Annotated in this window: 32 protein-coding genes; 22 read left to right on the forward strand and 10 right to left on the reverse strand. The window is 56.0% G+C overall.

Annotated elements, in window-relative coordinates:
* Positions 1-36: 36 nt before the first annotated feature.
* On the reverse strand, positions 37-405 hold the full coding sequence (locus SIB72_RS09495) for a hypothetical protein (RefSeq protein ID WP_413743728.1): 369 nt from the start codon (positions 403-405) through the stop codon (positions 37-39).
* Between the two features lie 13 nt (positions 406-418).
* The gene (locus SIB72_RS09500; protein ID WP_170953904.1) at positions 419-574 is read right to left on the reverse strand and encodes a hypothetical protein; all 156 of its coding nucleotides are present in this window, start codon (positions 572-574) and stop codon (positions 419-421) included.
* A gap of 337 nt (positions 575-911) precedes the next feature.
* On the opposite strand from SIB72_RS09500, the gene SIB72_RS09505 reads away from it, so the two are divergent.
* Positions 912-1796 carry a GNAT family N-acetyltransferase gene (locus SIB72_RS09505; RefSeq protein ID WP_115120882.1) on the forward strand — a complete coding sequence of 295 codons (885 nt, stop codon included), beginning with the start codon at positions 912-914 and terminating at the stop codon, positions 1794-1796.
* 420 nt (positions 1797-2216) lie between these two features.
* Positions 2217-2507: a hypothetical protein gene (locus SIB72_RS09510; protein WP_413743729.1), complete on the forward strand. Its 291-nt coding sequence runs from the start codon at positions 2217-2219 to the stop codon at positions 2505-2507.
* 203 nt (positions 2508-2710) lie between these two features.
* Here the strand turns inward: SIB72_RS09510 and SIB72_RS09515 are convergent, their stop codons facing one another.
* Positions 2711-2980, reverse strand: coding sequence for a hypothetical protein (locus SIB72_RS09515; protein ID WP_413743730.1), 270 nt, complete (start codon positions 2978-2980; stop codon positions 2711-2713).
* Between the two features lie 288 nt (positions 2981-3268).
* Here SIB72_RS09515 and SIB72_RS09520 point away from each other — a divergent pair, with 288 nt between their 5' ends.
* The 3 genes from SIB72_RS09520 to SIB72_RS09530 all read left to right on the forward strand — a co-directional run bounded on the left by SIB72_RS09520 (position 3269) and on the right by SIB72_RS09530 (position 4713).
* Entirely contained in the window at positions 3269-3622 is a 354-nt protein-coding gene (locus SIB72_RS09520; protein ID WP_413743731.1) for a hypothetical protein, read from the forward strand.
* A gap of 58 nt (positions 3623-3680) precedes the next feature.
* Positions 3681-3890 (forward strand): Nif11-like leader peptide family natural product precursor, encoded by a 210-nt coding sequence (locus SIB72_RS09525; RefSeq protein ID WP_115120886.1) that lies wholly within the window; start codon positions 3681-3683, stop codon positions 3888-3890.
* A 301-nt stretch (positions 3891-4191) separates the two neighbouring features.
* Positions 4192-4713 carry a hypothetical protein gene (locus SIB72_RS09530; protein WP_115120887.1) on the forward strand — a complete coding sequence of 174 codons (522 nt, stop codon included), beginning with the start codon at positions 4192-4194 and terminating at the stop codon, positions 4711-4713.
* A gap of 72 nt (positions 4714-4785) precedes the next feature.
* Here SIB72_RS09530 and SIB72_RS09535 read toward each other — a convergent pair whose 3' ends face one another.
* Positions 4786-5088, reverse strand: a complete 303-nt coding sequence (locus tag SIB72_RS09535; RefSeq protein WP_413743732.1) for a thioredoxin family protein — start codon at positions 5086-5088, stop codon at positions 4786-4788.
* Positions 5089-5199: 111 nt separating this feature from the next.
* On the opposite strand from SIB72_RS09535, the gene SIB72_RS09540 reads away from it, so the two are divergent.
* Both SIB72_RS09540 and SIB72_RS09545 read left to right on the forward strand, forming a co-directional pair.
* Positions 5200-5607, forward strand: a complete 408-nt coding sequence (locus SIB72_RS09540; RefSeq protein WP_413743733.1) for a hypothetical protein — start codon at positions 5200-5202, stop codon at positions 5605-5607.
* A 24-nt stretch (positions 5608-5631) separates the two neighbouring features.
* On the forward strand, positions 5632-5829 hold the full coding sequence (locus SIB72_RS09545; RefSeq protein WP_413743734.1) for a hypothetical protein: 198 nt from the start codon (positions 5632-5634) through the stop codon (positions 5827-5829).
* Here the strand turns inward: SIB72_RS09545 and SIB72_RS09550 are convergent.
* Complete coding sequence (locus SIB72_RS09550; protein ID WP_115120891.1) at positions 5826-6053, reverse strand: hypothetical protein; 228 nt, start codon at positions 6051-6053, stop codon at positions 5826-5828. The genes SIB72_RS09545 and SIB72_RS09550 overlap by 4 nt on opposite strands.
* Before the next feature lie 155 nt (positions 6054-6208).
* Here SIB72_RS09550 and SIB72_RS09555 point away from each other — a divergent pair, with 155 nt between their 5' ends.
* Entirely contained in the window at positions 6209-6382 is a 174-nt protein-coding gene (locus SIB72_RS09555; RefSeq protein WP_170953905.1) for a hypothetical protein, read from the forward strand.
* The gene (locus tag SIB72_RS09560) at positions 6382-6603 is read left to right on the forward strand and encodes a hypothetical protein (RefSeq protein ID WP_413743735.1); all 222 of its coding nucleotides are present in this window, start codon (positions 6382-6384) and stop codon (positions 6601-6603) included. The genes SIB72_RS09555 and SIB72_RS09560 overlap by 1 nt, the downstream gene beginning before the upstream one ends.
* A gap of 66 nt (positions 6604-6669) precedes the next feature.
* On the opposite strand, the gene SIB72_RS09565 is transcribed toward SIB72_RS09560, so the two are convergent.
* On the reverse strand, positions 6670-6846 hold the full coding sequence (locus SIB72_RS09565) for a hypothetical protein (RefSeq protein WP_170953906.1): 177 nt from the start codon (positions 6844-6846) through the stop codon (positions 6670-6672).
* A gap of 172 nt (positions 6847-7018) precedes the next feature.
* Between SIB72_RS09565 and SIB72_RS09570 the strand changes: the two genes are divergently transcribed.
* Positions 7019-7663: an SOS response-associated peptidase gene (locus SIB72_RS09570; protein WP_413743736.1), complete on the forward strand. Its 645-nt coding sequence runs from the start codon at positions 7019-7021 to the stop codon at positions 7661-7663.
* Positions 7664-7704: 41 nt separating this feature from the next.
* On the opposite strand, the gene SIB72_RS09575 is transcribed toward SIB72_RS09570, so the two are convergent.
* Positions 7705-8310, reverse strand: coding sequence for a hypothetical protein (locus SIB72_RS09575; protein WP_413743737.1), 606 nt, complete (start codon positions 8308-8310; stop codon positions 7705-7707).
* A 35-nt stretch (positions 8311-8345) separates the two neighbouring features.
* Here SIB72_RS09575 and SIB72_RS09580 point away from each other — a divergent pair, with 35 nt between their 5' ends.
* The 4 genes from SIB72_RS09580 (at position 8346) to SIB72_RS09595 (ending at position 10964) form a co-directional block, all read left to right on the forward strand.
* On the forward strand, positions 8346-8498 hold the full coding sequence (locus SIB72_RS09580; RefSeq protein WP_413743738.1) for a hypothetical protein: 153 nt from the start codon (positions 8346-8348) through the stop codon (positions 8496-8498).
* 526 nt (positions 8499-9024) lie between these two features.
* Positions 9025-9225 (forward strand): hypothetical protein, encoded by a 201-nt coding sequence (locus SIB72_RS09585; RefSeq protein ID WP_413743739.1) that lies wholly within the window; start codon positions 9025-9027, stop codon positions 9223-9225.
* A 54-nt stretch (positions 9226-9279) separates the two neighbouring features.
* The gene (locus SIB72_RS09590) at positions 9280-10194 is read left to right on the forward strand and encodes a metal ABC transporter substrate-binding protein (protein ID WP_413743740.1); all 915 of its coding nucleotides are present in this window, start codon (positions 9280-9282) and stop codon (positions 10192-10194) included.
* 8 nt (positions 10195-10202) lie between these two features.
* Positions 10203-10964 carry a metal ABC transporter ATP-binding protein gene (locus SIB72_RS09595; protein ID WP_413745091.1) on the forward strand — a complete coding sequence of 254 codons (762 nt, stop codon included), beginning with the start codon at positions 10203-10205 and terminating at the stop codon, positions 10962-10964.
* Positions 10965-11333: 369 nt separating this feature from the next.
* Here SIB72_RS09595 and SIB72_RS09600 read toward each other — a convergent pair whose 3' ends face one another.
* Positions 11334-11528, reverse strand: a complete 195-nt coding sequence (locus SIB72_RS09600; RefSeq protein WP_413743741.1) for a hypothetical protein — start codon at positions 11526-11528, stop codon at positions 11334-11336.
* Positions 11529-11605: 77 nt separating this feature from the next.
* Here SIB72_RS09600 and SIB72_RS09605 point away from each other — a divergent pair, with 77 nt between their 5' ends.
* The 3 genes from SIB72_RS09605 (at position 11606) to SIB72_RS09615 (ending at position 13307) form a co-directional block, all read left to right on the forward strand.
* Positions 11606-12445: a metal ABC transporter permease gene (locus tag SIB72_RS09605; RefSeq protein ID WP_413745092.1), complete on the forward strand. Its 840-nt coding sequence runs from the start codon at positions 11606-11608 to the stop codon at positions 12443-12445.
* A gap of 93 nt (positions 12446-12538) precedes the next feature.
* Positions 12539-12847 (forward strand): DUF3721 domain-containing protein, encoded by a 309-nt coding sequence (locus SIB72_RS09610; protein ID WP_413743742.1) that lies wholly within the window; start codon positions 12539-12541, stop codon positions 12845-12847.
* 118 nt (positions 12848-12965) lie between these two features.
* A complete protein-coding gene (locus SIB72_RS09615) occupies positions 12966-13307 on the forward strand; it encodes a c-type cytochrome (RefSeq protein ID WP_413743743.1) in 342 nt (113 codons plus the stop codon).
* 153 nt (positions 13308-13460) lie between these two features.
* Here SIB72_RS09615 and SIB72_RS09620 read toward each other — a convergent pair whose 3' ends face one another.
* The gene (locus SIB72_RS09620) at positions 13461-13862 is read right to left on the reverse strand and encodes an OsmC family protein (protein ID WP_170953909.1); all 402 of its coding nucleotides are present in this window, start codon (positions 13860-13862) and stop codon (positions 13461-13463) included.
* Between the two features lie 148 nt (positions 13863-14010).
* On the opposite strand from SIB72_RS09620, the gene SIB72_RS09625 reads away from it, so the two are divergent.
* From SIB72_RS09625 to SIB72_RS09635, 3 genes are read left to right on the forward strand one after another with little or no spacing between them, the layout of a single operon-like run.
* Complete coding sequence (locus SIB72_RS09625; protein WP_115120897.1) at positions 14011-14745, forward strand: 16S rRNA (uracil(1498)-N(3))-methyltransferase; 735 nt, start codon at positions 14011-14013, stop codon at positions 14743-14745.
* A 14-nt stretch (positions 14746-14759) separates the two neighbouring features.
* A complete protein-coding gene (locus SIB72_RS09630; protein WP_115120898.1) occupies positions 14760-15086 on the forward strand; it encodes a hypothetical protein in 327 nt (108 codons plus the stop codon).
* Positions 15073-15303 carry a hypothetical protein gene (locus SIB72_RS09635; RefSeq protein WP_115120899.1) on the forward strand — a complete coding sequence of 77 codons (231 nt, stop codon included), beginning with the start codon at positions 15073-15075 and terminating at the stop codon, positions 15301-15303. Before SIB72_RS09630 ends, SIB72_RS09635 begins: the two co-directional genes overlap by 14 nt.
* A 388-nt stretch (positions 15304-15691) precedes the next feature.
* On the opposite strand, the gene SIB72_RS09640 is transcribed toward SIB72_RS09635, so the two are convergent.
* The gene (locus SIB72_RS09640) at positions 15692-16183 is read right to left on the reverse strand and encodes a hypothetical protein (RefSeq protein ID WP_413743744.1); all 492 of its coding nucleotides are present in this window, start codon (positions 16181-16183) and stop codon (positions 15692-15694) included.
* 128 nt (positions 16184-16311) lie between these two features.
* On the opposite strand from SIB72_RS09640, the gene SIB72_RS09645 reads away from it, so the two are divergent.
* Positions 16312-16653, forward strand: a complete 342-nt coding sequence (locus SIB72_RS09645) for a c-type cytochrome (RefSeq protein WP_115120996.1) — start codon at positions 16312-16314, stop codon at positions 16651-16653.
* Between the two features lie 93 nt (positions 16654-16746).
* A complete protein-coding gene (locus SIB72_RS09650; protein ID WP_413743745.1) occupies positions 16747-16998 on the forward strand; it encodes a hypothetical protein in 252 nt (83 codons plus the stop codon).
* The last annotated feature ends 211 nt before the right edge of the window (positions 16999-17209 follow it).

Here is a 17209-nt window from a genome sequence, read left to right on the forward strand (position 1 = left end):
GGGTAACGAGACAAGAAGATTTCCCCCTGTTTTGTTTCAGTCACGCTTGCCCGACTCGCTAGTGGTGCCCTTGCCGAAGGAGATTGCAGGAAACCGGGGCTTACGCCAGGAGGAGCGATGGCTAGCAGCCTGAAGGAGGCTGTGCGGTTGATCAAGAAGGGGTTGCTGAATGCCCTTCCTGACCGATCCGCGGGCGAGACCAAGCGCGATTACACCAAGCGGGTCATCACCGAAACAACCGAGGAAGCCTATGAGGTTGTTTGTGGTGTTGCTGGGTGCGTGCTCAGAAAGAAGGAATGAGTTGATCGTCATTCCGCCGTTGTTCTTTTGCGGCCTTGGCGCGTTGGCCGCAATGTCTGGTTGGTAGCCATGTCTGGTTGGCAGCCATGTCTCATTGGCAGCCATTGCTCGCAGCTCGTCAATAGCTGCTCTGGGGCAGGGTGAAGCCACCCTGCATGTGTTGCACGTCAAGCATCACGTAGGTGAGCCACAGCAGCAGTGCCGCAATACCTGAGCCAGCCGCAACCTTGGCGATGTTGCGCAGCAGGATTTCAACCAGGCTGACATTTTTCAAGGTGGCTCAACAGCAGATCTCATCCTGCACGATCCTGCGTCTTGCCAGCGGCTTTGATGCTGAATTGCCCCAGGCTCAGCCTGCTGGTCACGATGGGTCTGGCCGCAAAGTTGCAGAACTGGTGGACCGGAGCGTGATGGCGACGCCATCAGGGCAATCAGCTTCCAGCGCCTCTTCGTGACCACCTCTTCCGTCAGGCATTGGACCGCATCGTCCGAAACAGTCTCTGAGAGGGCTGTTTCGTATCGCGTCTCAGCCCGGTTGCGATCAGCACACTGTTGTGTGGAAGGCCGCTGCATCGCTTGCCGACAGGTTGGCCTGACTTCAGGCTGAAGAGATGGCGTCCTATCTCAAGATCCGCACCATCAATCGGGCCGATGTGCCGTTGATGACCAGCTGGGCGCGACAGGAGGGTTTTGCTCCAGGCAAGGGTGATGTTGGTATCTATCGGCATACGGATCGCCAGGGTCTCTGGGTGGGATGCCTCGGCGGTGAGCCGATCGGCTGCATTGCCGGCGTTCGCTACAACCTTGTTTATGGCTTCATCGGGCTTTATATCGTTCGGCCTGATCACAGGGGCCAGGGCTACGGCAAGGAGCTTTGGCAGCACGCTTTGGATCACCTTGAGAGTGTTGCCTGTATTGGCCTGGAAGCTGCGGAGGATCGCATTGATGATTACTCCCGTTGGGGTTTTCAGCCCGCTTCTCCAACCATTCGTTGGCGCACCACCGCGGCGCCAACCTTGGGGAGCAGCCCAGACCTACCGATGCCTGATGGCTTGCGACTGTTAAGCGGCGATGCCATCCCCGAGCCAGCCCTCCAGATCTATGACGCTCAGCGGGAGCTGAGCCCGAGGCCCCATTTTCTTTCGGACTGGTTGCACCACCCAGCCGGCTCTGTCGTGGCTTTGCTTGATCAGCATCAGGCTTGTCATGGCTTTGCTCGCATCCGCCCCTGTCTGCTGATTGACGGCGAAGGCTGGCGCATCGGCCCTCTGCTTGCCGATTCGCCTGAACTCGCGGAGTTGCTCATCCGCGCGTTACTCCAAGACCACCCTGGTGTTGTGATTATCGATTCGCCTGGGGGCAATCCGTTCGCGTCCCCCTTGATGGAACGAATTGGGTTTGAACCCTTCGCCCGCACGCTTCGCATGTATCGGGGGCGCATCCCCAATCAAGGGTTGGAGGATGTGTATGGACTGGCTTGTCTTGAACTGGGCTAATGGCGCTGTTTCTATAACGCTTCAAAGTCGGCCGATGGCCGTTCCCTGTGGAGAGCCTGTCGACCGGCACCGGCACCAGGCCTAGGTCTTCGCGATCGCAAGCAGATAGTTCTGATGAATCGCCCAAAACTTCGGCACAGCAGTGGTTGTGGATCGTTGTCAGTGCTTGCCTTTAAAACGTGTGCTTACACATCTGTGGGGTAAGCCACTGCAGGATCTCACGCAGTAACGCCCTCAGCCAGCTTCTTCACTTCGTCGTTCAAGTACTTGGTGCTCAAAGGCTGCTCTCAGCCCTTTACAGGCAGCCACTCTGGAGCAGACATCGTGGCTGCCTCTGCAACAGCACTAGTCGATATGGCCTGACATTGCTCTGTCATTTTTTCAAGCTCCATGCTAAATCATTGGAAAGATGATCAATCAATGAAAGTTTTTCTACTGCTCACCGGTTTTTTGCTTGCCTTGCCTGCCCAGGCCCAGCCAGAAGAAATTGAACCTTATTCTTATTGGTTCGGTTTTACCGGTGGTGCAGCATCTACGGCTTGTCAATTAGCAAAAGCAGGACTCATCGATGATGAAGTCGCCAATGGGTTTTTATCGGCTTATGTCGAGTCAACAGTTAATGATTTAGATACGAGAAAATATGAGAATGTGCTTCGGCAGGCCATTGCCAAGGTTAGGGAAAACCCTGACTGCAAGAATCTGCTTAGGTGAGTTGTCGGTCAAAATCAGAGGTGTATCTTTTTGTGGCTTTGTGAGTCTCCAAAATGGCTTTGATGTAGCCGTACGATCTGATCTGGTTCAGAATGATTGAAGTTGATTCTGGCTTTTGAGTTGCCGTGAACCAGCTAAAAGCCCCGTTTTTGGCGAGGCTTGATCGAGATGCTTTTCGGGACAAGTGTGGTTTCATTGATCTGTTAAAAAGGCAGGTCGTCTGTGCAGCCTCCTTCTTTAACCTGAGTCGAGTTGTCTGGGCAGTTTGCGTCTGGATGGTTGCCATGCTGATGAGAAGAGCCTGATTGGCAAATAATGCCTTTTTCGATAAGGTCCTTGGCGCTTTTGCCTCCTGTGATTTGATCTTTAAGCCAATCCCAGGCTTTACGAACGTAGTTGCCACCGTTGAGTTGTGCCATTTCTTCAATAGAAATCTCTTGATCAATGGTTTCGCTGAGGAACGAGTTGGTCATGGTTCTTTGTTGGTGTGAGTTGATTCGAAGGTGATCCCTCCGACTCACATACCATCGCCGTGATTGGCACCCGATTTATTGATCTACTTCAATATTTGCTGTGATCTTGGTCACACCATTGCCTTGCTGTCTGTACCGATTGCTTTGGCTGGAAAGCTCAATATCGCAATTAATTGAGGCTGATGGTTCCATTTTTAAGCTCGTGACAGGGAGTTTGCTGTTCGTTTTTGATGCTTCCCCTGCTGGCTTGCACCCGTAGAGCCTGTTTTGGGTTGATTAAGCTGGGGTATGAGCGACGCTGCTAGCCGACTCAAAATTGAACAAGAGCTGGCCAAGGCCCAGGAGCTTGGGCGCTGGCAGTCCGATGACGAACGCGAAGCTGAAGCTCAGGCGGAGCGTGAAAGCCTGGCGCAGCAGAAACTTCAGGCCTCTTTGCGCCTCCGGCTCGGGGTCGTCACCATCGTTTGTTTGCTGATTCCGCCTCTTTGGCCGGTTGCCCTCGCCCTCACCCTGTATCTGCTCTTTCCCCGAAGTGCCTCGCGGCTGTTTGTGGCAGCTGGCTTAGGCGCGACCGTTTTGGTTTTGGCGATGCTTGGACTCTCGGCTCTGTTGGTGTTCTGGCTCCTGATGCTTTTCTTCTAAGGGGGCTGGCGGAGGTGTTGCCCCCAGGGCATGGTGGGTGTTCAGGCAATGCACAACCATGAGCTGGCATGAGCTCGAGCGTTTGGTGAGCGATGTTGAAACCGATGGGGTGATTCGACGGGCGATGAAATGTTGCCGCTCCCGCCATGAATTCGTGCTCGCTGCTCGCCGCCTTGGCTATCGCATCACACGGATTGATCTGCAATTGGCCTTAGAGGAGGAACAACTTGAACAACGCAAGGGCGATGATCAATTCTTGGTCTTGTAAAGGAGACCAAGAGCTGCTTGTAGCAGTGAGTTGTGAGCCAGAGAAGATTTGTTTGATCTCTTCGATGTTGTCTTTTTAACTCCGTTTTTTGGTTTGACTTAACGGATGACCGTTCTCCTGGCGTCTGCTCTTGGCCTGATGAGTACGACGGTTTTGAAACGACTGCCAGTCTGCTGGGTGTGGCTGACGTCACGACGTTGCACCGTAAGCATCGTTCGAGACTGCAAGTAATGGCGCCCATCACTGCGCGGGGCTGAAATCGATCAGAATGTGATGTGACGAGTCGGTTTGAAGCTTGCGAATGGTGCGCTTGTTGTTCAGTGTGATGATCGCCTTGGTGATGCTGACCGCCTCTGTGCAGCCTGCCTGGGCAGCCGATCTGAAACTCACGTCAGTGGCCCTTGCTGCTTGTGATCAGTCAGATCCTGGCGCCCAGCCTGCGCCAAGTGGAGATCCACGACGTTCCGGGGTGAGCCGAACTGCTGGTGCCAGCTGTTATGTGCTCTCCGGCATGGTGACCAATCCTGGTCGACGTTTTGTGTATGACACCGATGTCTATGCCCGCATTCTCGATGCCAGCGGTGAACCGGTGCTTCAGAACCGCACCCGAGTGGGATCGATTGGAGATGTCGAGCCTGGAGTGCATCCCTTTGCCTTGCGGCTTGCGGTTCCTTCCGGCACCCCAGGCCCCTTTGAGGTCTCCAATGTTCGAGCTCGAGGCTTTGGTGCGCCGGTGCGCACCCGCGCTTCCGACGAGGACGAGTTGTTGCCCCTCGAGAAGCAGGTGATGGACATCGAGGACCCTGGCATCAATGCCCTCTGAGCTTGTCCCCAGGCGTCCTCCTTACTCTTCACGTTCGAGCCGTTCGGCTCAAGCCTCCCTAGGGGAGGAGATTCATGCGTCTAGTAAGGCCTGAAGTTTGGTTCGAAAGTCACCCTTTTGCATGCCGCCTTTGAGTTCTCCATGAATGGTGAAATCGGCCTCTGGATTGCTCACCAGTAGATAGGTCGGCCATCCCATTCCTTCCTTATTTGGATATTGAGCCAGCAGCACTTTGCGATATTTGCGATAAGCGTTCGTGTCTTGCATCATCACCGAAACGAAATCACAGCCAAGCTCTTCAGCCACTTTGGCGTCGTAATGGCTCATGCGATGGCATGTGCCGCAATCTTCCGAGCTGAACTTGAGAAGATGCATTGTGATCCTGCTATGCAGCACAAAGCTAGCCAGAGATGGACGGGTGGATGCTCTGATGTTGTCAGCCGAGAAGGGGGCGACTAAGACCGAAGGGCCTTCTATTTGGAACGCATGCGTGGGTTGTTGATCGCCGCCACGATTGCGCTGTCGGCGTTGTCGCCAGCGGCCATGGCCGAGCCGGCTGCCGAGCTTTTGGGCGCTTTGCCGAATGCCGTGAAAGCAGGACTTGCTCCCCTCTTCAGCGGCAATGCCATCGGTCAGGCCGGTTTGAATGGCCAGCTCCAGGGCACTCCAGACTCCGTCTTCTCGATGGTCAAGCAGGCACTGGCCAACGCTGGTTACAGCGAACAGCCGATTCGTACAACCAAAGCTGGTTGGGGCTTTTCTGCCACCTGGGCAGTCCCTGCCGGTGTGAGCGTTGATGCCACGCCAGCAGGAAAAACTGCTGTACTGGTCACCCAGGCCACGGCTTTGGGGCCTGACCGGGTCAACCTCAACATTCGCTTCGAGGGGATTTGACCTGATAGAACTGATGCTGGACGCATGAGACGCGTGGCTATTCAGTCAGTTGTGTCGACGCCGATGGGGTCGTCGATTGAAGCTCTTGGCGATGGTCGCTATCGGGTCTGCGATGGCGACCATCGGTGTGCAGAGGTTGTGGGGCTCTGGTTTGCCGGTGAGATGGTTCGGGAGATGGAGCTTCACCACTGTTCTCCTGAATCCTTGCGAGGAGAGTTTTAAGGCTCCGGATCAGGCAGGCTTTTGATCATTTCGGTGGCTCGGGTTGGTTCAAAGCTGCGTTGGTGGATGATCCACTTGGTGGCCGCTTTCTGGGTTTGCCAAGCCTGAAGCAGCTGCTTAGCCAGATGTCTCAGCTGAGCAGGGTCGCTGGTGGCGTCGAGGGCGCGATTGAAGTGTTCCAGGTGGAAGAGCTGTTCAGTGCTCAGTTCGATTCCTGACGACATGATTCCCTCCAGAGGATGCTGTGAAGGTATCGGTCTGAATCCGAGGGGCTGTAGCGATCTCTACCGCTCAGGCGTTGTGTCAGTATTTCAAGTTGTAACTGTGTTCGCTGCTCACTGGGGCCTCGTTCAGATTGAAGCTAAGCATCGGCTTCTTCATGCGGTTGACCTGGGCTCAGCATTTGCAGGCAGCACGCACCCTTGAGATGCATGGGGATGCAGACCTGGCTGGAAGCCTCTGTTTGATGGGAATGGCACTGCTGATGCTGTCTGAAGATCTTGCGGAACTGGAGAATCGCCTGCAGCAGAAGTTCTCCTGCTCCGACTGCTGATGGCTGATCAGGCTGGATCTGGTGTTCCATCGACTGGCTTAGAGAGCTGGAGGCGATGGGGCAGGTTCGCTTTGGCTGGTCTGCGCATTGCTGCCAGCACCATTGCTCTTGTGGAGTTGCTGCGCTCGGATTGGGCTGGAGGGGTGAGTGCCTCTCTGGCGTGGCTCTTGTTTGTTCAGGTTGAGCGCCGCTGGAACCGTCAGTTGGCTGATGGTCCCTAACGTCTTCGGCCAGTTTTCAGCATGAAAAAGCCCCTTGCGGGGCTTGGGCTCTTTTTGATTTGACGATCAGATGCTGTATCGGATGCCGCGATAACGCAGTTCCGTGGCCTTTTCGGGCTTGAGGGCGGTGTGATGGGCGTCGATGTATTCAACGCCGCGATAGGCCTTGGCCATTAGCCGCTGAGCTTCGCTCAGGGCGGCCTGCTTACGCATCCGGTTGCGGGTGATTTCGAGGGTGTTCATGGTTGAACTCCACAGTGCCTACGCCCCCGTTGCTTGGCGTAGCTCGAACTGCAGCCCCTGGTGGGGCTCAACGTGCTTTCACTATAGGGCATTTCTGTAGCTGTTGCTACCAAATTGTTATTTGGCTCCTGGCTGGGGGTGCGCCATCCTCTGAGGCAGTGCTGATCTGCCGATGTGTGGTCGTTTCTCCCTGGATTGCACAGCGGACCAACTGCCTCTTCCTTTGCAGGCCGCGTTGTCCGATGAGCATCGCCGTCACTATCGGCCTCGACCTCTGGTTCGGCCTTCCGAGCCCCTTTTGGCCCTGGCCCAGGAGGAGGGGGCATGCAAGGAGGCCTTGATGCTTTGGGGTTTTCTTCCTGGCTGGGTCAAGGATCCTGGCCCAGGCCCGCGACCGATCAATGCCCGCTCGGAAACGGTTGCAGTGAAACCCAGCTTTCGTGGTGCCTGGCGCCACCGTCGCTGCCTGATCCCTGCCACCGCCTTTTTCGAAGGCCGGCATCGCTTTGGTCGTCATGACCGACGACCGTTCTGGATGGGTGGGATCTGGGAACGCTGGCTTGGGGCTGATGGCAGTGAAGTTGAGACCTGTGCTGTGTTGACCACGTCAGCAAACTCGCTTGTTGCTCCTTGGCACCCACGGATGCCAGTGCTGATTCCTGATGGCCTTGAGGAGGCTTGGCTCGCTCCAGCGCATGGTGCCGAGCTTCAGGCGTTGGAGGGGCTACTGCTGCCGTGGCTCAGCGACGGTTGGCGGCATGAAGGCCCCGCTCGCTCAGTCGCTCGCTCAGCGGTGCGGCAAGACTCGTTGTTTTAGTCATAAGCACAGTTTCTCGCCTCCCTCTGGCTCGTTTTGACTCAGTCAGTGGAGCCGGCGCTGCCATCGTCTTCCGCTGGAGAGGTGAGAAATCGAATCGGAACGCTGAAGGTGACGATGGCGTGGGGATCGCCGCACAGAACAGCCACACAGGCCACCTCCCGGTCGCGATGGCTGCTGCGACTCTGCATCACGAAGGCGGTGGAGTCCTCGACACTCCACATTGGCTGGCCGCCGCTGCGACGTTCCTCGAGGTAAGTCTCCCAGAGTTCGGCGAAGGCCTCCGCCTGATCGCCTTGGTTGAACTCTTGCCTTGCTTGCTCCAGTCCCACACTGCTGAAACGTTCGAAAAACCGCTTCATAAGCGGGTTGCCGATGGTGGACGAGCTACGAAGCACGGAGTTGATCGTGCCCACGGAGGTGACGATCAGCTTGGCTTTGCTCTGACGGGCATCGATCACGGCCACGGGAAGGTTTAGATCCCAGTCTCGATAGGCACTCACCTGGCATGCGAGCTCAAACAGTTCTGCTGCACACTCTTTGACCAGGGCCTGGATGCGGCGCTTCTCCATCAGCGGTTCGTGGGTCTGAACAGTGGTGGTGTCTGGCCCTTGCTGGCGGGGCTCTTGAATCCCATGGCTCAGCATGTAGCCAAACCAGTCTGTCGTTTCATGATGGATCTGTGGCGCAGGTGGTGGCGCAGACGGTGGCGCAGGTGGTGATGGCGTTGGGTTGTGTCTGGCGTCAACGCTGGGTTGAGGTCGATGTTTTCGTTCCTCTGGTGACAAGGGCCGTTGGTCTCCACATCAGTTCAGGAACGACTCCACAGCGATGAAAAAGCCCCGACGCTCGGGTCAGGGCTGCGTTGCGGCCGGTGATTGTCCCCATCACCCGGCCTTGGCTTAGAGATAGTCGTGGTGTTGGCTTTGGCGCAAGTCCCAGATATGGCGTGGTTTGTCACCGAAATCAGCACGCGCCGCTGATGTTTGTTTTGCGGAGACTTTGGACCATGGGAGGCCACCAGATCTGGTGTGCTGGTGTGCCCAGAGGCAGTTTTGGCTTAGCGCAAAAAAAAACTCCGCCGAGGGCGGAGTTGGGATAAAGATCAGTGAGACGGGCGTCTGTCCTTGTTTCGACTCCGTCTCTTGATCCATCTCCTCACACACTGGAACATTCGCGCGTCAACTGGCACTGTGCCAGTCGGTGCAGGACGCTTCCTTGACTGACCCGCATCGTCGTTGAGGCAGGTGCTGCAAGGTCAGTTAGTGGTTGCAATTGGTGTCTCTGGTCGATCATTCCGGCACTTGTGGGCGAGATGGCATGGCGGTGGCGGCGGTCTTCCTTCGCAGGATTGAAAGCCCATGCGAGGAGGATCTCCGAAGTGCGATCTCAGCCTGAACGCACTCCCTGATGGCCGTCTCCGCTTGCAGGTAGCCCTGGTCGGCTTCGATCCACCCTTGGCCCGAGCTCTTGGGGCGCGGCACGTTTATGACACTATTACGTCACGAGAACGTCTCTATTGCGTCTCGTCCGCTGTCGTCTGGTGGCGCTCGATCTTCTAATATCGATTCTGGAACTTGGTGCTAGCCATCCCTGCTCTGAGGTTTGCGAGGTCGTTGACGGCACTTTGGCTGCTGGCCTTTCTGGTCACGACCGCTTGCCGCTCCCCTCAGGCCCAGCGTGAGAAGAGTGCACCTGCTGATGGCCGGCCGGTGGTGCTGACCACATTCACCGTTCTTGCTGACATGGCACGCAATGTGGCCGGAGACCGACTGCAGGTGCATTCCATCACGAAGCAGGGTGCTGAAATTCATGGCTATGAACCCACTCCCAGTGACCTGGAGAAGGCTGCTTCAGCTCAGCTGATTCTCGAGAATGGTTTTGGCCTTGAACTTTGGGCCAAACGATTCACCGCAGCGGCTGGAGATGTTCCTACCGTCACGCTCACCCAGGGGATTGAGCCTTTGTTGATTGAAGGGGATGCCTATGCGGGTCGTCCCAATCCTCACGCTTGGATGTCGCCCCAACGGGCTCAGCAGTATGTGGATCGAATCGTTGCAGCCTTTTCCGCATTAGACCCTGCCGGGGAAGCGAGCTTCCGTCGCAATGGTGAGGTCTACAAGCAGCAGTTGCAGCAGCTTGATCGCGATCTGCGAGCCTCCTTGGCAGCACTGCCTGAGCATCAACGTTTGCTGGTGACCTGCGAAGGCGCCTTTAGCTATCTGGCCAAAGACTATGGCCTGGAAGAGGCCTATCTCTGGCCTGTGAATGCCGAGACCCAGGCCACCCCCAAGCGCATGGCCAGACTGATCGAAACGGTTCGGGCGTCCGAGGTGCCTGCAGTCTTCTGTGAAAGCACAGTGAGCGACAAAGTTCAGCGGCAGGTTGCGTCCGCTGCAGGAGCCCGCTTCGGAGGCACCTTTTACGTCGACTCTCTTTCGGAACACAACGGGCCGGCCCCCACGCTGCTCGAATTGCAGCGGCACAATGTGAGACTCATCCGCAAGGGTCTCAGTCCGCAGGGTCAGTAGCCATGACGATGCGAATCGAGGCTGACCATCTTTGTGTGAACTACAACGCCACGGTGGCGCTTTATGACGCCTCGCTGGTGTTGCCTGCCGGTTGCATCTGTGGCCTGGTTGGGATGAATGGTTCAGGCAAATCCACCTTGTTTAAAGCGCTCACAGGATTCGTTCGCCCATCCCGTGGTCGAATTCGTATCAATGGCTTGACTGTGGCGGAGGCTCAGCGTGAGCAGGCCGTTGCCTACGTCCCCCAGAGCGAAGGAATTGATAACAACTTCCCGGTTTCCGTCTGGGACGTTGTGATGATGGGCCGCTATGGCGCCATGAATCTGCTTCGCGTCCCTGCGCGTGCGGACCGCGTTGCCGTGCGGGAGGCCCTCTCCCAAGTGGACTTGCTCCCTCTTCGTGATCGTCCCATCGGGGCTTTGTCTGGAGGTCAGCGCAAGCGAGCGTTTCTTGCCCGTGCCATCGCTCAGGGGGCCTCGGTGCTGCTGCTTGATGAGCCCTTTAACGGCGTGGATGTGCGCACCGAGAAGTTGATGGCTGATCTTTTCCTGCAGTTTCGCAGTGAGGGACGCACCATTTTGATCTCCACCCATGACCTCAGCCATGTGCGTGAGTTTTGTGATCTGGTGGTGTTGATCAACAAAACCGTTCTTGCCTATGGCGAGACCTCGGAGGTTTTCACCTCCGAGAATCTCTCACTCACCTTTGGTGGTGTTCCTCCTGATCTGCTCACCGGCAATAGCAAAGCTGACTCTGATAGTCGTCATTAGATGGAGCTGATGCCGTGGGGCTTGACTATTCAGATATTGGCAGACTGAACTGAACGCTTCGTGAAAGGAAGGCTGATTGAAGGAAGAGATGGTAGCGAAAGCTTTATATCAAGTTCTTTTAAAATGGAGCGCATCACAAATACAAAAGCGACGGTAGCTGTGGCTACCAAAGTTCCCGCAAAGAAGATCATTGATTGATGGCTGGACGGCTTTAAGATGAAACCACACAACTTCATGAAATTTCGTTAGGCGCCAAAAGTTAGGCCAAATTACTCATTCAAGATCACTTGATCCCTTCTGCGGGCTTGGTTTTTTTCGTGTTGCGGTGTTCTGCTGTTGTGCAATTCGGAAATGCGAAGCTGGGCATGATTAGAAATCTCGCTCAAACTGCGCCATGGCGTCCTCCCGAATCTCTTGGCTGCGGCTGTGTTGAGCAGCATCGCCAGCGGCCCGAGGCTCAAGGCCTGCAACAGAGCGCGGCTCGGTGGGCGTGGCCGCCTGATTGGTTCGAACTGTGGCGGCTTTGCCTGCTCGCCACTGCTTGAGGCCACTGCTTGAGGCCACTGCTTGAGGCCATTGCTTAAGGCCATTGATGCTTCGTCCTGAGAGACTTCTCAGGTGCCATGGAGTGGTGGGTGCTAATGGATTGGGTGCTGGAGCCTCTCCGCCATGAATTCATGGTGCGTGCCCTGTGCATCAGTGCCCTGGTGGGGTCGGTGTGCGGCTTGCTCTCCTGCTACATGACCCTGAAGGGGTGGGCCCTCATGGGTGATGCCGTCTCCCATGCGGTGCTTCCTGGGGTGGTGCTGGCCTATGCCCTTGGGCTTCCCTTCTCTCTAGGGGCCTTTGTGTTCGGGGTTGGATCTGTCGCCACAATCGGCTTTGTCCAACAGAAATCCCGCATCAAGGAAGACACCGTGATCGGCCTTGTCTTTACCGGTTTCTTCGCTCTCGGACTCGTCTTGGTGTCGAACGTGCGGAGCAATATCGACCTCTTCCACATCCTGTTCGGCAACGTGCTGGGTATTTCCAATGCAGATATTCATCAGACCCTGCTGATTTCGATTGTGGTGTTTGCGGTGTTGCTGCTGTTCCGTCGAGATCTGCTGATGTTTTGTTTTGATCCCACCCATGCGCGCTCAATTGGGATCAATACCGGCTTCCTTCACTACCTGTTGTTGTCGATTCTGTCTCTAGCGGCGGTAGCAGGTCTGCAAACAGTCGGGATCATCCTTGTGGTGGCCATGCTCGTGACACCAGGCGCCACTGCTTATCTGCTCACTGATCGCTTCGATCGCATGACGCTTTTGGCCGTTGCCAGCAGTGTGATTTCCAGTGTTGTCGGAGTGTTCGTTAGCTATTGGAGCGATCGCTCTCCCGCGGGATGCATCGTGCTGGTCCAGACCGGTCTGTTTGTGCTGGCCTTTCTGTTCGCACCCCATCACGGCATTCTTCGCCGACAGCCGTCTTTGCCAGGTTGAGGCTGCGCCATTAGAACGTGGATATCGGTGGCCTCTGGGCCGTTGCAGGCAGCCTGTCCGCCGATATCACCCTCTATCGACGTGGATCGATCTGTGACTGTTTTCCTCAATCGAACCACTTGGAAGCATCTGGGCTGTGTTGCGGCCTTGACAGCGCTGTCCGCTCTCGGTGGTGGGGCGATCGCCCATCACGTTTCCGGTGATGATCACAGCGGTGTGGCTCTCTCCATGGATCCTCAGGCTGAGGTGAGCACCCCTGCTACCGGAATTAAGGCCATGTATCCCACCCGCGAAGAAGCCGAGGCCGCGGCTGTTCACTTCGGCTGCAAAGGTGCGCACCAGATGGGTGATCAGTGGATGCCTTGTTCGGCCCACAATCATGGAAGCCACACCAGTCACTGAGCTGATCCCCCTTGCAGCACCTGCTTGGCTGATGCAAGGGGGATATGACGATCTGCACGCCAGGCTGACTCCATTCGCCGATGACGATGAGAATGGCTTGTGTGATTAAAAGTTGCCGATGCGTGCTCTTTTGTCTGTCGTTGCTGCTCTTTTCGTTTTGATCTGGGCGCCCACGTATGCCTTCGCTGGTGATGCTGCGAGTGGCGCCAGAGTGTTTTCATCCAATTGCGCTGCTTGCCACGCTGGCGGGGGCAACATTGTGAATGGTGAGCACACACTGCAGCAGGATGACCTCAAGTCGTATCTCGCTCAATACAACAACGGCCATGAGAGCGCAATTGTGGCTCAGGTCACCTATGGCCTGAATGAAATGCCGGCCTTCATCGACACCCTGACCGAGACCCAGATCTCGGATGTGGCGGCTTACGTTGAAGATCAGGCCAGCAACGGCTGGAGCTGACGGCTTGATGCCTCTGGGTTCAGCTGTTTCAGCCTGAAGGAGCAGCGCTGGTCCGGCTCGATGAGCCGGGCCCAGTGCTTTGATCTTCCAGGCTGCTGTGGCTTGTCTTGCACAGTCATTGGCATCAAGTCAATGCCGATGGATCATTGCTGGTCAAGTCCAGTTCAGCTCGATTGTCAGCGCTCCCTCCAGATTGCGTTTGACCGGACAGTCTTCGGCCATGCGCATCAGCAACCGACGTTGATCCGGGGAACATTGCTCGGGTAGGTGCACGTCGACCTTGAGGCATGCAATCTTGCGCGGACCCTCTGGGGTCATCATTTTGGTCACCCTGGCGCTAGCTCCCTCCACATTCCATTGACGACGTTTCGCCGTGATGCCGATCACCGTGAGCACACAGGTTCCCAAGGATGTGGCCAACAAGTCAGTGGGAGAAAACGTTTGCCCCAGGCCGTCGTGATCCTTTGGTGCATCGGTCTGCAGGTGCTGTCCTGATGGGCCGTGTCGGGCGTCGCAGTGGAGATTGCCGCTATAGCGACATTCGATTGTGGTCATGCGGATTGGCTTTGAGGGGCTCTCTTTAGTGTCGTTCTCCCTCGCCAGCCAGCTTCGATTGCGTCCAGGTTTGACCTTGGTTTCAGTGAGCGCAAGCCTCAACGCCTCCTAGCCTGGCTGCTGCTTTCACCTGGCTTCTCGTGCTCGCATGAACATTGTTCTGCTGCATCAGCGAGACGATTGGCTCGACGCCGAGCGGGTGCTGATTTCTGATCATCGTGCTGCCCATCTGATTGGTGTGCTCAGGGCCAGCGTTGGTGATGCCTTCAGGGTTGGCATTCTGGATGGGCGGGTCGGCGAGGCTGTGGTTCAGTCCATTGAGCAGAACACCGTGATCTTGACGGTGCAGCTCGAAGATTTGCCCCCTCCTCGTCATTGTTTTGACATTGTTCTGGCTTTGCCCAGGCCGAAGATGCTGCGACGAATCCTGCGCACGGTTGCCGAGTTCGGGGTGGAGAACCTGCATCTGATCAACAGCGCCAGGGTGGATAAGAGTTACTGGCAAAGCCCATTGTTGAAGCCTGAAAAAATCGAAGAGGCTTTGCTGTCTGGCTTGGAACGGGCACGTGACACCCAGCCCCCTCGGGTGCATTTGCATCAGCGTTTCCGCCCCTTTGTGGAAGATGAACTGGTGGATCTGTGTGCAGGTCGTCCCTGTTGGATCGCTGAGATGGGTGCTCCAATCTCTCTGGCAGATCACTTGGCTCAGCCGGCGGTTGTGATGATCGGCCCCGAGGGTGGATTTGTGCCGTTTGAGCTTGACCTCGCCCAATCGGTGGTGGCGAAGCCAGTTCACCTTGGTGTTCGGACCTTCAGTGTGGATACAGCGCTCACCACGGTGCTTGCCCAGGTGCTCCCTGGTCGCGCTTCCGGCTGTCGTTAAGCGATGATTCACACATGCCTGAAACGAAAACCCTTGCAGCCCTGGAGGCCCTCGTTGCCGATTTGGGCGTTGGCAATGTGATTGATGCCGAGCTCCTGGAGGGGTGTTCGGTCGAGTCGCATGAGCTTGACGAGATGGATGAGCAGCAGGCGGCAGTTGTCGCTGGCCATTGTTTTCAACAGTTGTTTGATCACACCGTGGAGCAACAGCAGGGGCTTGATTACGATCCTGACCAAGGGGTCTGGAGTGGTCGGCTCGATGGCTTCGGCTTTGTGATCACCCGTGATGAACACGGTGATCTCATTCTGGATTTCTCGACGAACCCTGATGACGTTGGATGACCTCAAAGCCGATCTCTCCGAACGGTTAGGGCATCGGGTCACTGACCTGTTCACAAGAGACGGTGAACCTGCCAACGCCATCATCGATCTCTATAGCGCCTCTCCTGCTGGTTTCGGCGGCAAGCTCTCCACCAGCAGGGGCAAGCAATTTGCGTGGGAGCTTTGGCTTGAGGATGAGGAACACTGGAATTTCCAGGCCAAGCCTGTTTCGGCTTGATGCCCTGATCTGTGCAAATCAGAACGCGGCAATGAGGTGCGGGGCTTCGACCTCACATGGATTAAGTCTGGTCCACTGGCAGAATCCCAGAGCAGTGCCAAGGTTCACGGGGCCAGGATGCATGGTATCCAGATGTGATGGCATCCCTGCCCAATCACGTCGTGTTGATTGCATTCAGAGGCACACGATTGAACTAGGAGTGTTCGCGCTTGGATACAAGGTTACCGTTTGAATCTTGATCAATTGTTGATCGATATTGCTGAAGGATTGCCAAGGCTTTGGTTAGTCATCTCCTGCTGAGTTGTGGTTGGCTATACAGCATGATTGTCATGTGCTTGGGCCACTTGTTCGCCCCAAAGATGCCTGCTGGGCCGGTCTGATGATCGCTTTAGAGCGTTTCTGGGCGAAGCCTGCTTTGTCGATACGAGATCAGGAACTTTGCCTGTTCGGCACTTTGATGTTTGACGGCTGTGATCAGGTCTTCACCTGTATTCCAAACCCAGACCTGCTCGCTTTGGTCTTGGTCTTCTGAACTGGTGCTGAGCGGTTGGCCATGCCTTGCCCGCAGACCAGCCAGTACCTCACTCATGTCATCGATGGCGAACTCATAGGCCAGGGACTGCAGGCCGTTGGTCTCGTCGAGGTCAAACGTGACGCTGGAGACGGGAAGACGATCCAGCAGCACATGGCTGGCAACAAAGCGATGGGGCTGCTCATCGTCCACGGGTTGGCTTTGGCCGAGGTGGTCACGCACCTGCTCTAAGGGCATGCCCCAGGAAAGGCCCTCCACGCATGCCTCAACCCTTTGGGCCGGCCAGCCGATCAGAGCACAGGCGAAAAGCCCGATCAGAGCTGCATGGAGCCACTTCAAGGTCGGCACTGTTGAGTTGCGCTGCAGTCTGGTTGAGGCTGGCTCACTTGATACAAAAGGAAAGTAAAGAATGCGGGGGCTGGTTGTGCTTTTGGGGACATCTGCGACTAAAGAAGGTAGGTCTTCCTACCTAGATGATGAGACACCTGCTCTCGATCGCCCTTGCTGCTCTGATTGGTCTTGTGGCGCCTTCTTTTGCCATGGCTGCCGATTCTGCTCATGGAGAGCAGATCTTCTCGGCTAACTGCGCGGCTTGCCACATGGGTGGAGGCAACGTCGTTAATGGCCAGCGCACCCTTCAGCAAGACGACCTTAAGTCTTATCTCACCAGCTACAACGAGGGCCACGAAGAAGCCATCGCTTATCAGGTGACCAACGGCAAGAACGGTATGCCTGCTTTTGGCGGCAAGCTGAGCGCTGACGATATTGCTGATGTTGCTGCTTATGTTGAGTCTCAGTCCTCCAAAGGTTGGGCTTGATTCTTGGTTGCTCAGCTGCGTCCTTAGCGACGATCGTTCCCAGCTTGAAGCCCCTGATCATTGGTCAGGGGCTTTTTTGTGCCCCATCGTCACTTGGCTTTAAAGGCTCATGAACTGAACACCAGTACCCCAGAGCCCCATCCCGACGAAGCAGACCGACAGAGCGCCCATGCCGACAAGGCTGATATTGATGATGCCCATCCCCACAGCGCCAACGGTGATCACACCCATCGGAACGATGCCGATGGCCACGATCCCTCTGGGTGCAATGCCGATCGCAATCCATTGGGGTATGCCATCACAGTCTTGATCGTGATTTTTCATCCGATTGGCTGGTTCGGTTGAGGCATCAGTATCAGTTGGATCAGAATACAGAATTTCGGAAGAGATTCATCTGCTTCTCAAGCTGGCTAGTTAAATTGCTTGATCGCAGATTGCAAGTCTTGTTGCTGTTACCAAAAGCTTGCTCCGAAGGCTTTTGCTTGATTGGATTAAGGAGTATCTGCTAGCCCTGGTCCCCCATCCTGAATCATTTATCACTTTAGATCTGCTGCAC

The sequence above is a fragment of the Synechococcus sp. MIT S9451 genome (assembly GCF_047304725.1).
GTDB lineage: Bacteria > Cyanobacteriota > Cyanobacteriia > PCC-6307 > Cyanobiaceae > Synechococcus_C.